Source organism: Chryseobacterium sp. FP211-J200, assembly GCF_001643375.1.
GTDB classification, from domain to species: domain Bacteria; phylum Bacteroidota; class Bacteroidia; order Flavobacteriales; family Weeksellaceae; genus Epilithonimonas; species Epilithonimonas ginsengisoli.
Genome location: NZ_LSHB01000056.1, coordinates 159,159 through 173,886 on the forward strand (window position 1 = coordinate 159,159; position 14,728 = coordinate 173,886).

Annotated in this window: 15 protein-coding genes; 10 read left to right on the plus strand and 5 right to left on the minus strand. The window is 37.0% G+C overall.

Annotation, left to right across the window (positions count from 1 at the left end; translation table 11 throughout):
- Positions 1-3: 3 nt before the first annotated feature.
- Positions 4-903 (minus strand): DMT family transporter, encoded by a 900-nt coding sequence (locus AXA65_RS16280; RefSeq protein WP_063971120.1) that lies wholly within the window; start codon positions 901-903, stop codon positions 4-6.
- A 290-nt stretch (positions 904-1,193) separates the two neighbouring features.
- On the opposite strand from AXA65_RS16280, the gene AXA65_RS16285 reads away from it, so the two are divergent.
- From AXA65_RS16285 to AXA65_RS16305, 5 genes are all read left to right on the plus strand, one after another.
- The gene (locus AXA65_RS16285) at positions 1,194-2,822 is read left to right on the plus strand and encodes an acyl-CoA carboxylase subunit beta (RefSeq protein WP_063971121.1); all 1,629 of its coding nucleotides are present in this window, start codon (positions 1,194-1,196) and stop codon (positions 2,820-2,822) included.
- A gap of 37 nt (positions 2,823-2,859) precedes the next feature.
- Positions 2,860-3,558: a hypothetical protein gene (locus tag AXA65_RS16290; protein WP_063971122.1), complete on the plus strand. Its 699-nt coding sequence runs from the start codon at positions 2,860-2,862 to the stop codon at positions 3,556-3,558.
- Positions 3,559-3,702: 144 nt separating this feature from the next.
- Complete coding sequence (locus tag AXA65_RS16295) at positions 3,703-3,969, plus strand: DUF2089 family protein (RefSeq protein ID WP_063971123.1); 267 nt, start codon at positions 3,703-3,705, stop codon at positions 3,967-3,969.
- Between the two features lie 5 nt (positions 3,970-3,974).
- Positions 3,975-4,544, plus strand: coding sequence for a YIP1 family protein (locus tag AXA65_RS16300; protein WP_063971124.1), 570 nt, complete (start codon positions 3,975-3,977; stop codon positions 4,542-4,544).
- Positions 4,545-4,645: 101 nt separating this feature from the next.
- Positions 4,646-6,307 carry a serine hydrolase domain-containing protein gene (locus tag AXA65_RS16305; protein ID WP_086048236.1) on the plus strand — a complete coding sequence of 554 codons (1,662 nt, stop codon included), beginning with the start codon at positions 4,646-4,648 and terminating at the stop codon, positions 6,305-6,307.
- Positions 6,308-6,336: 29 nt separating this feature from the next.
- Here AXA65_RS16305 and AXA65_RS16310 read toward each other — a convergent pair whose 3' ends face one another.
- From AXA65_RS16310 to AXA65_RS16320, 3 genes are all read right to left on the minus strand, one after another.
- On the minus strand, positions 6,337-6,555 hold the full coding sequence (locus AXA65_RS16310; protein WP_165596615.1) for a T9SS type A sorting domain-containing protein: 219 nt from the start codon (positions 6,553-6,555) through the stop codon (positions 6,337-6,339).
- 70 nt (positions 6,556-6,625) lie between these two features.
- Positions 6,626-6,886, minus strand: coding sequence for a hypothetical protein (locus tag AXA65_RS16315; protein ID WP_063971126.1), 261 nt, complete (start codon positions 6,884-6,886; stop codon positions 6,626-6,628).
- Between the two features lie 78 nt (positions 6,887-6,964).
- Positions 6,965-7,312 carry a winged helix-turn-helix transcriptional regulator gene (locus AXA65_RS16320; protein WP_063971127.1) on the minus strand — a complete coding sequence of 116 codons (348 nt, stop codon included), beginning with the start codon at positions 7,310-7,312 and terminating at the stop codon, positions 6,965-6,967.
- A gap of 185 nt (positions 7,313-7,497) precedes the next feature.
- On the opposite strand from AXA65_RS16320, the gene AXA65_RS16325 reads away from it, so the two are divergent.
- Positions 7,498-8,130, plus strand: coding sequence for a nitroreductase family protein (locus tag AXA65_RS16325; protein ID WP_063971128.1), 633 nt, complete (start codon positions 7,498-7,500; stop codon positions 8,128-8,130).
- 70 nt (positions 8,131-8,200) lie between these two features.
- Here AXA65_RS16325 and AXA65_RS16330 read toward each other — a convergent pair whose 3' ends face one another.
- Complete coding sequence (locus tag AXA65_RS16330; protein ID WP_063971129.1) at positions 8,201-9,592, minus strand: arginine decarboxylase; 1,392 nt, start codon at positions 9,590-9,592, stop codon at positions 8,201-8,203.
- Positions 9,593-9,929: 337 nt separating this feature from the next.
- Between AXA65_RS16330 and tssD the strand changes: the two genes are divergently transcribed.
- The 4 genes from tssD to AXA65_RS16350 all read left to right on the plus strand — a co-directional run bounded on the left by tssD (position 9,930) and on the right by AXA65_RS16350 (position 14,721).
- Complete coding sequence (tssD, locus tag AXA65_RS16335) at positions 9,930-10,337, plus strand: type VI secretion system tube protein TssD (protein WP_034976471.1); 408 nt, start codon at positions 9,930-9,932, stop codon at positions 10,335-10,337.
- 196 nt (positions 10,338-10,533) lie between these two features.
- Entirely contained in the window at positions 10,534-12,534 is a 2,001-nt protein-coding gene (locus AXA65_RS16340; protein WP_371131446.1) for a type VI secretion system Vgr family protein, read from the plus strand.
- A 1-nt stretch (position 12,535) separates the two neighbouring features.
- A complete protein-coding gene (locus tag AXA65_RS16345; protein ID WP_063971130.1) occupies positions 12,536-13,588 on the plus strand; it encodes a LysM peptidoglycan-binding domain-containing protein in 1,053 nt (350 codons plus the stop codon).
- 2 nt (positions 13,589-13,590) lie between these two features.
- Entirely contained in the window at positions 13,591-14,721 is a 1,131-nt protein-coding gene (locus AXA65_RS16350) for a PAAR-like protein (protein ID WP_086048238.1), read from the plus strand.
- Positions 14,722-14,728 lie beyond the last annotated feature (7 nt).

Here is a 14,728-nt window from a genome sequence, read left to right on the forward strand (position 1 = left end):
TGTTTACAGAGTTTCAGTTTCTGTAATGGCAGCTCCTTTTTTTCGTCTCGATTTGATGATCCCATTGACCACGATCGAAGCGATCATTACGAAAGAAGCGCCATAAAAAATAGGACTCATATGCTCTGATGCTCCAAAGATAAAAAAAGCTAGGATAATCCCGTAAACCGGTTCCAAATTCACTGTTAAGATCAATGTAAATGGCGAAATGAACTTCATCAATTTCACACTTTCAAACATTGGATAAGCTGTAAAGACAGAAGCCAGCAATAGTACTAACGCAATATCGGTATAACTTATTTCGCTGACAGAAGAAATTTGTCCTGTGAAAAGAAAAAAGAGACTAATGACCAACCAACCACCGGCGATCTCATAAAAAATAATATTTCCAGAACTGGTTTTTCCAAAGATCTTTCCATTGAAAACAGAAAATATCGTCCCGCAAAACGCACAGAGAATTCCGTAAATGATCCCTTCTTTATATTTAAGTTCCGCGTTGAAAATCAAAGAGATACAAACTACGATGATAAGACCGATAATCACTTCTACCCAATCTGGTTTTCTGCGATAGACTAGAGGTTCTATCAAGGATGCAAATAATGTTGATAAGGAGAGACAAGACAAAGCGATAGAAACATTTGAAACTTTGATGGATTGGAAAAAGAAAAGCCAGTGAAAAGCCATGACACTTCCAATTGCTACCAATTGAAGTAAAAGATTCTTAGAAACCTTGATACTTTCTTTTTTGATCAATCTTATATATAAATAAAGAAAAACGGCCGCAAACAACATTCTGTAGAAAACGAGAACTTGTGCCTCGGCCAAGATCAATTTTCCCAAAATGGCTGTAAAACCCCACAAAAACACGATAAAGTGCAACCTCAGCAAATAAGAATTCTTCATTGGAACTATTGATTTTCAGTTTGCAAAATTAGGATAAATATTACAGATTTTATGTTTAAAACTAGGATCAGCTACGAATTTGGTCATAAAAAATCCGCATAATTGGATTATACGGATCTTTTAATAAAGAACTTATTAAAATAACATAAACTAACTAAAAATTTAATGTATTTGGATTAGTAACGTAGAAAAGCCAATTATATTTTATTTTAAATTCTAAAATTACGAATGAGCTTTTCTGCTTTGTGATTATTTAAAATATTTTATCTTTAGAGCCAAAGAAAATCAAAATGGATTTAGAATTCAACAAAAGAGAAGATATCAACAAACTGAAATATTCTGACATCAAGAAAACCTTGTCAACAATCAAATTGGGCGGCGGCGAAAAATCGCTCCAAAAACAACGTGACCAAGGAAAAATGACTGTCCGAGAAAGATTGGAATATCTTTTCGATAAAAATTCTGAATCGATAGAAATCGGCGCTTTCGCCGGTTACGAGATGTATGAAGAACAAGGCGGATGTCCTGCTGGCGGCGTTGTGGTCATGATGGGCTATGTTTCCGGCAGACAATGTATCGTGGTCGCCAATGACGCAACCGTCAAAGCTGGCGCTTGGTTCCCGATCACAGGAAAGAAAAATCTGAGAGCTCAGGAAATCGCGATGGAAAACCGCTTGCCTATCATTTATCTTGTGGATTCCGCGGGTGTTTTCCTACCAATGCAGGACGAGATCTTCCCAGACAAAGAAATGTTTGGGAGAATTTTCCGAAACAATGCTAAGATGAGTTCCTCAGGAATTGTCCAGATCTCTGCAATTATGGGAAGTTGTGTGGCTGGTGGCGCTTATCTCCCGATCATGAGTGACGAAGCGATGATCGTCGATAAAACAGGAAGTATTTTTCTAGCCGGAAGTTATCTAGTGAAAGCAGCCATCGGAGAATCCATTGACAATGAAGCGTTGGGCGGCGCAACCATGCACAGCTCTATCTCTGGTGTTGTAGATTACAAAGCCAAAGACGACAAGGATGCTTTGAACAGAATTAAAAACATAATGAAATCCCTTGGAGACTTCGATAAAGCTGGATTTGACCGAATAGAAAGTGCACCTCCAAAAGAAAATCCAGATAATATCTTTGGAATCATGCCTGCCATCAGGTCTGAGCAATATGATACCTTAGAAATCATAAAATGTCTAGTCGATCATTCTGAATACGAAGAATACAAACCAGATTATGGTAAAAGTATTATTTGCTGTACAGCAAGAGTTGATGGCTGGAGCGTGGGAATCGTTGCCAATCAGAGAAAACTGGTAAAAAGTGGTAAAGGCGAAATGCAGTTCGGTGGTGTGATCTATTCCGATTCTGCTGACAAGGCGACAAGGTTCATTGCCAATTGTAATCAGAGAAAAATTCCCTTGGTTTTCCTACAGGACGTGACCGGCTTCATGGTTGGTTCCAAGTCTGAACAAGGCGGAATCATCAAGGATGGTGCAAAAATGGTGAATGCGGTGGCGAATTCTGTAGTTCCAAAATTCACGATCATTACAGGAAATTCTTACGGTGCGGGAAATTATGCGATGTGCGGAAAAGCCTATGATCCAAGATTGATCGTTGCCTGGCCTTGGGCAGAACTAGCTGTGATGGGCGGTTCGCAAGCCGGAAAAGTATTGCTTCAAATTCAGGAATCTGCGCTCAAAAAGCAAGGAAAGGAAATCACTGACGAAGACAGAAAAGAATTACTGGACAGAATATTGAAAGATTACACAAGACAAACCCAACCAACTTACGCAGCTGCGAGACTTTGGACAGATGCCATCATCAACCCTGTGGATACCCGAAAATGGATCAGCATGGGAATCGAGGCTGCAAATCATTCTCCGATCACAGAAAAATTCAATCTGGGTGTGATTCAGGTGTAAAAATTGTTTTACATTTGCAGAACACACATAGATACCGATGAAAAAATATTTAACTCTGGCTGCAGGATTCCTGGCAACCATTTCCTTTGGGCAATGTACTATTGTCGGAAGCAGCACAATCAAGATCAATGAAACAGCCCCTTTTTCTGTAAATGCGAAAGCACAATGTGAAGAATGCTACTCATGGAAACCATCCCCTGATCAAAACTTTACAGTTGATGGAAATACAAAATCGAATGTGATAAATGTCAAGGCTGCGAATCCCGGACAAGGCACAATTTCGGTTTCAATCCTTAGCGATAAAGGATTGTTGCAATGTGAAAAGACCATTGATGTTTTTGATGCAAAGCAAGATCTAACAGATAAAAATTGCGGTGTTTTCATTGATGATTTCAAAGAGGTAAAGGTTACAGAATCTGTCATTTCATTTTTCCCAAACGAGAATTCCAATGATTATCTTTACAAATGGGCAGTCTCCTATATCAATGGTGATACTCAGGAGTCAACAGAGAAAATACCTCAATTCTTTTTTTCTGACATCAATTACATCACTTCGGTCAAACTAAAGATCACGACCAAAACGCCGTTATGTTCTGTAACACTTTCTAAAAAATTCGAGCAGAGTTATTGGAAACCAACTTCGGCAAATTTCGGAAGTATAGAACAGAAGGCCTATTCTCAAGGAAGTTATAGTGATTATGTAAAAAAGGACAATATCAACAACGGTCAAAAATAAATAGAATCAACCTTATTTGAATCTTTAAAACTTCCAACATTGGGAGTTTTTTTATGTCTTTAAATCAAACAAATTTTAATAAAATTAAAATAATTTTTAACTTTATTAAAATAATTATTACATTTGTACAACAAAATTAAAGAAATGAAACTGCCAATCGTTTGCCCAAGCTGCGATCACACACTGAATGTAAGCCAAATGAAATGTCCTTCCTGCGCCACCCAAGTGAATGGAGATTACGAGCTTCCCGTACTTTTGAAACTGAGCAGAGACGATCAGGAATTTGTACTCAAATTCTTGCTTTCCAGCGGAAGCATCAAGGAAATGGCAAAGCAGGCTGAACTCTCCTACCCGACTATGAGAAACAAAATGGACGACCTCATCGAAAAAGTTAAAAAACTTCAAAACTAAAAGCTATGACCTGGAAAACTATTTTCAATCCGTTTGGACGATTTGATGAGAAACATATTCTGATGGTCGGAATTGTATTTTTTATCTTTAATATTTTCGGTTGTTATTATGCTGGAAATGTGAACGACAGTATTTTCCACTTTGCTCACCTCGAAGATGGGCAAACGATATGGGATATTGCAAGAATTAACTCACTGAGTTCGGTATTTGCCATCGTCTTTTTATTTGCCTTTGCTTACCTTCTTAATAATAAAACCAGACTCATCGATATCATCAATACTGTTTTGATCGCTGCCATTCCATTAATTGTCATCATGCCGATCTCAGGACTGTCATTTTTGAAGAATGCCACACAAAGCATCACAAAAAGTGCCGGTGATCCAAATCAAATAGAGATGATAAATTTGGTACTGATCATAGCTTTTGGATTTTTGACATTACCATTTCTGATTTACAGTTTCGTCCTATACTACAACGGATTCAAGACGGCTACCAACATCAAAAAGTGGCAACATATTGTTCTCTTCGCTGTTGTTTCATTGATATTGACCATAGTGAGTCAAACCATTCTATAATCGGAATTTAAAACAATCAAATTGCTTTTCTCTAAATTTTCTAGCCAGATCCAGTTGGCTGGTGGTTTCTTACGACCCTAAACAAATCTAAAATTTTACATATGAAAACCAAACTATTATGGGTGCTGATTTTATTAGCACAGACTTTTTACGCCCAAGATTTAACAGGTTCCTGGAAAGGCGAGCTCGACCTCGGTGGAACACAACTGCCTCTGATCTTTAATATTAAAAAAGAAAACAACACCTATACATCTTCCGCAAGAAGTCCAAAACAAGGTGACAAGATCATTACTGTTGATAAGACAGAGTTCACCAATAATGAACTTATTTTTGAAATGAATGAGTTGGACGCTTCCTACAAAGGACAATACAAAGCAGACCATTTTGAAGGAACATTCACACAAAGAGGCCGTTCATTCCCAATGAATCTTTTTAAAAATAATGGTACCGAAAAATCAAACCCGAAAGATGAGAAACTGAAAGACATCGGAAACCGTGAGATCAATACGGCGAAACTGAATGATTACTTCAATTATCTCACTCAGAACAAACAAGGCATCGGTAGTATTTCCATCTTCAGAAAAGGAAAGGAAGTTTATCAAAATGATTTCGGGCAAGATCAATTACCGAATGTAAAATGGGATTCTAACACCCGTTATCAAGTGGGTTCTGTCAGTAAGTTATTCACTGCGATCATGCTGATGCAGCAAGTGGAAAAAGGAAAACTGAACCTTTCCGATAAACTTTCCAAATATTATCCAGACGTTCCAAATGCAGATAAGATCACGATAGAAACAATAATGAATCACACAAGCGGATTAGGCGATTATGCTGGAGAACATTATCAATGGCTGTTCAAAAGACCAGTTGGTGACAAAGTTATCCTTGACACGATCAACGCTCAAGGTGTGGAATTTCAACCTGGTGAGAAAACAAGATATTCCAATTCTGGTTATTATTTGTTGAGCAGAATATTGGAGAAAGTGGCAAAGAAACCTTACAATGTTCTGTTGAAAGAAAATATCACGAGCAAAGCTGGAATGAAAAACACTTTTTCTGTGCTTGATGATCCTAAAAATGTCTTTAGAGGATACGAAAATGAAAACGGAATCTGGAAAGAAGTAGAGGATTTTGATTTTCACAATTGCGTTGGTGTGGGCGACATCGTTTCTACGCCGAATGACTTGAATATCTTAATTAATGCTTTATTTAATGGAAAATTTGTAAAGAAGGAAACGCTGGATAAGATGATGCCGAAACCTGGATCTAAAGTGGTTTTCGGATTGGGAATGATGGCTGTGCCTTTCTACAATCAGGTTTCTTTTGGTCACGGTGGCGACACGGCTGGTTCACACGCTGTTACATCTTACAGTAAAAAAGAAGATTACTCGGTTTCTATGGTCATCAACGGCGAGAATTATCCGCACAACACACTATCTATCGGTGTTCTGAACATCATCTATGATCAGGATTTTGAATTTCCGAAATTTGAAAATACCAAAGAAACGGCGGCTTACAATGGAGAACTTAAAAAATACATTGGCGATTACACTTCACCCGACATTCCTTTGGACCTGAAGATCTTTGTAAATGGCGACAAGTTATTTGCACAAGGAAAAGGCCAAGCAGAGTTTCCTTTGGAACTGGTTGAGAAAGACCAATTCGGATTCGAAAAGGCTGGCATCAAGATCAATTTCTTTCCAGAAAAAAATCAGATGCAGCTTCTCCAGAATGGAAAAACGTATAATTTCACAAAGAAGTAAACGATAAAAAACACAATTATGATAAAATTTTATTTCTTGATAACTTTGAAAGTCTGTATCTCACTTCCAATATTGGTCTTTATCAAATAAATCCCAGTCGAAAGTGTGCTCATATCAATCGTATTGGCGTCTTTGTTAGATTTGATCAATTGTCCCGCAACATTATAAATTGAAATCGAATTCACTTTTTCGCTGCTTGACAAGGTCAAAATATCTTTTACCGGATTTGGATAATATTTGAATGACACTTTATTGACATCCGAAACAGCCAATCTTCCAATATTCAGACTGTAATCTTCTACCTGACCGTAATAGGAATTACCACACGCTCCCTTTGGCCAGAATCACAAAAGTAGAAGGTGAATTAACTTTAAGTAGTCTTAATCTTGTATTTCCGATCACTGCATTATCTGGTACCTTGATGTTAAGTTCTGCCGACATATCATCCATTCCTGTGCTTCCTTTCACAAAACCAACTCTGTTGACATCTTTTGTCAGGTTCTGAGCATCATTGACCTGGGCATTTACATTCACTGCAAACACCAAAAATAACAGCAAAGAAAAAATTCTGACCAGCATTTTCTGAAAAACCAAAGACAAGGTTTAAAGATAAAAAATTATAAGATCAATCCAATTTAAAAGAACATTGAAATCCAATCAATTTTCCAGGACTTTTCCAACAATCCTTTTTCGGTGTTGAACGCCCCAATCGGCTAGATTCTCAATGACTTTTTTCAAAGTATAACCATATTCCGTCAGTTCATACTCCACACTAATTGGTTGGGCTTTCAGAACAGTTCTTTTTACCAGTTGATTAATTTCCAGATCCTTCAGTTCGCTACTTAGCATTTTCGCAGAGATCCCTTCTATTTCTTTCTGCAAATCAGAAAATCTCATCTTATCGTAGCACAAAGCCGCGATGATATGAATTTTCCATCGGCCTTTCAAAACATCCATCGTATCTTGAACCGCCATCATATTGGTCTTACAGCATTTTATTTTCATAAGTTTTCTTTTATTTAATCAATTATACATCTTGACATATGATAAGAAATCAAATTTACAAATCACACAACAATCTAATTATCAATTACGTAACTTTTTTGTAATAATAACTTTTTGTAACCTTATTACAAAAATAAACTTTTCTTGATTAACTTTGCTCATTCAAATTAAAATACTATCAGAATATGAGTTTATTAGAAGACTTGAACTGGCGTTACGCAACAAAGAAAATGAACGGCGAACCCGTTCCTCAAGATAAAGTAGATTATATCGTGGAAGCTGCAAGATTGGCTCCTTCATCATCTGGTTTGCAACCTTACAGATTATTCGTAATCACCAACAAAGAATTATTGGAAAAAATTCAACCCATCGCTTATGACCAAGCTCAGATTACGGATGGTTCTCACCTTTTGGTTTGGGCAGCTTGGGACGGCTATTCCCACAACAGCATTTCTGAAGTTTTCGAGAAAACCACGAAAGAAAGAGGAATTCCAACAGAAGCGATGGATGATTACAAAGCGAGACTTTGGGGAATGTACGAACCTCTTGGAAGCGAATGGCACGCAACCCACGCTGCAAAACAAGCTTATATCTCATTCGGATTAGCAATTGCTGCAGCAGCTGAACAAAAAGTGGACGCAACACCAATGGAAGGTTTTAACAATCAAGCTCTTGACGAATTGTTAGGATTTACTGAAAAAGGATTGAAAAGCGTTGTGATTCTACCTTTAGGTTACAGAGACACAAGCGGAGACTGGCTGGTAAATCTGAAAAAATACAGAACACCAACCGAAGAATTCATCACAGAAATCAGATAAATTAAAAAGCGACCTGAAACTTCAGGTCGCTTTTTAATTTATCTTTTATCTAGAAGTCTATTTTCTAGGCTTAATATCCTAACAATTTAAGAACATCTTCCGCCCTTTGTTCTTCGCGGAAAAGCTCGTATGTGAAGTTTCCATCTTCGTCCTTATCAATCAAAATATGTTTTGGCTGAGGCATCAGACAGTGGTGAACACCGCCATAACCGCCAATAGTTTCCTGATAAGCGCCCGTATGAAAAAATCCGATGTACAAAGCTTTTGTCTCATTGAAAACCGGAAGATAAATCGCATTTGTATGTTGCTCCGAATTGTAGTAATCATCTGAATCACAAGTCAATCCACCAAGAAAAACCCTTTCGTAAGAATCCTCCCAACGGTTAAGCGGCAACATTATGAAGTGACGGGAAATTGCCCAGGTATCAGGTAAAGTCGTCATAAAAGAAGAATCAATCATATTCCATTTTTCTCTGTCGTTTTGACGTTTCTGAGAAATAATTTTATATAAATGTCCACCACTTTCTCCAACAGTAAAGCTTCCGAATTCAGTGTAGATATTTGGTTCTTCTACACCTTCTTCTTCGCAGAATTTCTTGATTTGAGAGACAATCTCATTGACCATATACTGATAGTCATAATCGAAATTAAGCGAAGTTTTAATTGGAAAACCACCACCAATATTAAGTGAATCAACTTCCGGTGCAATCTTTTTCAATCTTGCATAAACACGAAGACATTTGTACAATTCGTTCCAATAATAAGCCGTGTCTTTGATTCCCGTATTGATGAAAAAGTGAAGCATTTTCAGCCTAGCATTCGGATGTTCAGCAATTTTTTGACTGTAATAAGGAATAATATCCTTGTATCCAATTCCTAATCTTGAGGTATAAAATTCGAATTTTGGCTCTTCCTCAGAAGCAATTCTGATTCCGATGTCAAAAGTTCTGTCGATACTTTCCGTCAATTTATCCAACTCTCTATAGTTATCAAGAATCGGCGTAATATTTTCGAAACCTTTATTAATTAGCTCAGAAATCTTTGCCAAATAATCGTCAGTTTTGAAACCGTTACAGATTACTTCGATACTTTTATCAACTTTACCTTTGTCATAAAGCGACTTCACAATATCCATATCGTAAGCCGAAGATGTTTCCAGGCTAATGTCATTTTTCAATGCTTCTTCTACAACAAATGCAAAATGGCTGGACTTTGTGCAATAGCAATATTTGTAATTTTTCTGGTAATCGTTCTTTTCAAAAGCTTCTTTGAACCAGAATTTTGCCCTTTCTATATTCTGAGATATTTTTGGTAAATAATTGAACTTCAAAGGAGTCCCGAATTTTTCCACAACCTCCATCAGATTGATATCGTGGAATTTCAGATTATTTTCTTCTACACTGAATTCTTCAGTCGGAAAATAAAGCGTTTGGTCAATTAGTTCAGAATATTTTATTTTCATTTCTGGCTAAAAAAATTTAATTGTTTTACGATGCAAAAATGATGAAATAAACTGAATTTCTACGTTAATAAATGTATAAAAAATGATGACAAAAAACTTTATGAAAAATTGCGTGAAAATTTACATTATAGTAAAAATACAACCACTGAAGTTTGTTCAGATATTTAAATAAAATAGGTATTTTGAAATACATTAAGCTATTATTGTTGAATGCTATGCTTCTGATTTGGCAAGAATTGTAGTAATTCTACGACCGAAAAAATAAGTTTCCGGTTCTATCTTTGGTATATTAAAATCAGGAAATAAATTCATTATTAATATTTAAAATTTAGAAATCATGGCAAACAATTCACGAGCGATCCTAAAATTCAATGGTGGATCCGAACAAAAAATTCTTAAACTGAATTACGGCGTATCAAGAAACACAGATGTCTCAGGTCGAGTGGCATCCGATCCTTCTAATGCATTAATCAAAATTACTGTGGAAGCTACAGAAGATTCTGGTATTTTGGAAAGTTTACTGAATGGTAAATACAAACCAACCAGTGGTGAGGTAACATTTAACAAATCTCACGAAGAAGGAACATTGACTACATTGAAATGGGAAAATGGCTATGTGATACAGCACGAAGTAGATTATGATGCTCTGAATGAGGATAATATGTTTATCAGTTTTATCGTGAGTGCAGAGAAAATCGAGTACGGTAATTCTGCTTACGACGGAATCTGGCCGGGAGCAAAATAGTCCCTTAGATTTTTACTATTCTAAAAAAAACTGCAATTAATACTAAATCCTGATGAATGTACTGAAAAGTAATTGCGTCAGGATTTTTTCTTAAAATCAGGTTCGGAATTGCAAAATTTGCATAAAAATTGTTCCTTACTTACAGAGCAAAGCCAACATTCGCAAGTTACTTGTCTAAATCACAAAAACAGAAGTGATGTTTCGAGATTCAAAAAACCTCAATACCGCAAGCCAATCGTGGACAACAGCTGACCAGGAAGATGGCTCAATGCAAAATGATAAGCTTTGGAAAAAGCAACCAACGTCAAAGATCTACAATTCCAATGCAATAGACGTGAATCAAATTTTTGGAATCAACCGAGTTGTAGGACTCAAAATTATTGTCGAGGGAACAGTCATCAATCATTACAATCATTTTTCTCTGAATCAAAGTGCTTGCAAACACCATTCTTTTGAGCTCAAACTGCCACACGATGCTTTAGAAAAATCGGAAAATCATGAACTGAATGAAGCTCAAAATTTTCTTGGGAAGAGACTCACAGTCGTTTTCAGTTATAAAGGTGTGCCTGATGGACCCGAAAGAACATTTGTTGGAGTCATCCTGAGTGTGGAATACGAACAGGAAGAAGGAAATTTAGGAATCATTGTACTTTCCGGATACAGTCCTACGATTCTTTTGGATGCCGCACCACACACGCAAAGCTTTGGAGGTTCATCTTCCGTAAGCCTGAACACGATTGCCGATGCCGTTATAAAAGAAGCGCTCAACAACAATTATGACTTCCGTATCGATTGCGGTTATGTGAAAAACATCAGCTACTCATCTCAATACAATGAAACGCATTACAATTATCTTGCTAGAATGGCGGAGGCATACGGCGAACAGTTCTTTTATGATGGTGAAGTGTTGCATTTCGGAACATTACCGCCACCAGAAGATCCGCTTCGTTTGATCTATAAAAGCAACATCTCAGATGTAAAATTAAAAATGAAAGCAACGCATGTCAATCCTACATTTTATGGCTACAACAGCAGTAAAAACGAAAAATTGACCACAGGCAAATCTACTGTAAAACATGTTTCGGATATTGCAAACCGAGCGCAACAGATTGCAGAAAAAACCTTTACCACACCATCACTCCGCATAGCACCCATAAGATCATCAACTTCTATGGATATCGCTGCTTCACAAAAAGGAGCAGCAGGCAGCAAAGTTGCAGAAGTTTTTGTAACGTCAGGAAAAACATCAATCCCTTTTCTTTATCCCGGCTGTACAGCAGAAATTAATATGAGAAAGAAAGACAGCAGTCAAACATCTTACTTTACGAAGTTGATCATTACCGAAACCCAACACGAGGTAGATGGTAAGGGAAATTACCAGGGAACTTTTGAAGCCATCGCTGCAGACAGCGGATTTCTGCCTCGTCCAGAATTTGAATATCCAAATGCAGAAACGCAAATGGCGACCGTAATTTCCAATACAGACCCTCAAAATCAGGGCAGAGTGCAAGTGCGTTTTGACTGGCAATTGCATGAGACCACAGATTTTATACGCGTTATGACGCCGGACGCTGGGAGCAGTGAAAAAGTGAGCAAAAACAGAGGATTTATGGCAATCCCCGAGATTGGCGATCAGGTAATGGTCGATTTTATCCACAATCATCCGGATCGTCCTTTTGTGATGGGCGGATTGTTCCACGGGAAAGTTGCAGGAGGCGGCGGAAGCGGAAATAATATCAAAAGTATCAGTAGTAAGAGTGGAAATATTATCCAGTTTAATGACATCAACGGTATTGAAATAAAAGACCGGAACGGAAATCACGTGACCTTGAGCGGAACAGGAGATGTAACTACTTCGGTAAGCAATAATGCAACGGAAAATGTTGGCGTCATGCATTCCATTAATGTGGGGAGTAAGGAAGGCGGCGGCTCCAATGCCGTTCTAAAAATGGACAATGCTGGAAATGTAAGCATTACTTGTGACAAAGAAATAAAGTTTGAAACAGGAACAAGTTCAATGACAATGAAATCAGACGGAACGATTGAAATTTCTGGCAAAAAAATATCTATAATAGGCGAAGATGTTTTGCTTGGAGGAACTAAATTAGCAACTGTAGGTTCCAGTGGAGAAGGAAGTGTCAAAATAACGGGAGGAACTGATGTAACGATTAAAGCAACAGAAGTAGATATTAATTAATATGGAGTTTACAAAATACAATATTCAAAAAGAAGACACCATAGAATCCATCGCCACTAAGCATAAAATAAGCGTAAATGAGCTATTGGATTTTCATAATGCAAATTCAACTTTGACTCAGCAGTTTTTTGGAAGCACAATTCCGATTCATATTGATGAATTGATTGTTCCTCTATTTTTAGAAAAAAAAGAAAAAGGCATTTCGGATTCTGTCAACTTTGAGCAAAAAGCGCGATATAGATGTGAGCAAACGGTTGTAATGAAGTTGAATGGCATAATTCATAGTCATGCAGATACAAAAAGAGAATTTGTAGTCGAAAAAAGGAAAACAAAAAATAATCAAATTGTAAAAATAAAATTAACAGAAAATATCATTGATGCCTATCAAAAACAACTGGAACTTGCTCTAAAACTTGTTTGCGAAATAGATATGATAAAGTCTGATGTCTTAGTTAATTTAAATCAAAATGGAAAAATAAGCAACATTTTAAATCATAATGAAATCATCCAAAAGTGGCATCACAAGAAGAATCAGTATGAAAATGATTTCACTTTTATGAGAGACTCCAATTCTAAACAAGATTTCAAAAATTTTTTAAACATTACAGACTTACAAATTGTAAGTGAGGAAAATCTTATCAATTATTTATATTCAAAACTATTTTTTGACGTATTTTTTGACAAATATCTAGTAAATGACAATTTTTTAGATGACTACTCTCGGACTTTTTACTCTCAACTATTTGATGGTTATGCTGTAAAACTAAATTTCACACAAAATATATTATCAGAAAGTCCGTCTGATGTTGCAATACGAAAAGTAAGCTCATTCTCAAAATCTGATTTGGATAATGAATTTTTGGAAAAACAATATGATAATAAATTTAAACCAATTGTAAAGTACAGATTCTCGGAATACAATTTTAGTGTAAGAGAAAGATGCATAATAAATACTGATGAAAATTGGATTGAAAGTTCAGACATTACAATCATTGAGGAAGTAAAAAACAATGTGCAGGTATTAATAGATTATAAATTACGAAAAATAGAATAACGATGGCAGAATCGTATATACCTGAAGGAACTAGTGTCATTTGTACATTAATGCAGAAAGGTCCAAACAAAATCGGGCTCATTGAGGGTAGAAAATCTCACGTTTTATACAAAGGTGGCAATGCCCCATTACTAAACGAATTAGATAAAAAAATAGACGAATCGTTCAATTGCAAAAACGCATCAAAATTTTGGGGAGGACTTCAAGCTTTGTGTGTAGGAATAGCGATAGGTGCTTTGATTGTAGCCGCAGTTGCAGCAACAGTTCTTACGGGCGGAGCGGCGGCTGTTTTTCTTATTGCCGCTGGCGCCACTGCAGGCACAAGCCTTGTTGCAGGCGTTGTGGGCTTATATAAAATGGCTCATGACTGCGATGCAACAAAAGATTCACAGTGGCAACTATTGCATGACACAGTGAAAATCGAGGGGCAAAAAGCAGTTCTGAACAGATCTTTTATTAGTTGCAATAAAGGAGGAAAAGTAACTATAATTATTGATCCTGTAATTGCACAAAATGCAGCAGAGATATTAATAAATAATAACGAAAACGAGGTTGCTGCACACATGACAAGCCAATTTGTGATGGGGGTTATTACGGGTGCTACTTCTGCATCTCCTGCTGCATTAGCTGTCGCTTCTCCTTTAGCAGTTTATTCTTATGCAGATGCAGAGAACAAGGAACAAGAACAGCGATCTAAAAACCAAGGAAGAGATCCTTTTTGGACACAAGCAGGTGACGCTGCTAAAGACGAAGGCAGAGATGCAGCCTTGGGTCTACCGGGGGATTTTTATGAAGAAGTGACCGAAGTGACCGCAAACAACCAAGCTGTTCAAAGAGAGGTGATAGAGTTTGGGCAGCAAGCAGCAACTAGAGAAGCCGCAGGAGATGCTGCAGGTGCTTTAAATGCCAGAATTGCGCAGCAAATAGCAAGTAACTCTTTTAAAACGCCATGGAAAGGTTTGCTAAAAGGGTTAGGAATAGGCCTTGCCGCAGGGGTGGTAAACTTTGGAATAGATCAATGGTCGAACTCTTTTGAGGATAGAATGCATAAAGGTTCAAGAGATGAAATAAGAGATTCCGATGAATTAGATGAAAATAATAATAATATTGGAATCATAGCAACAGATGTATGAAAAATTT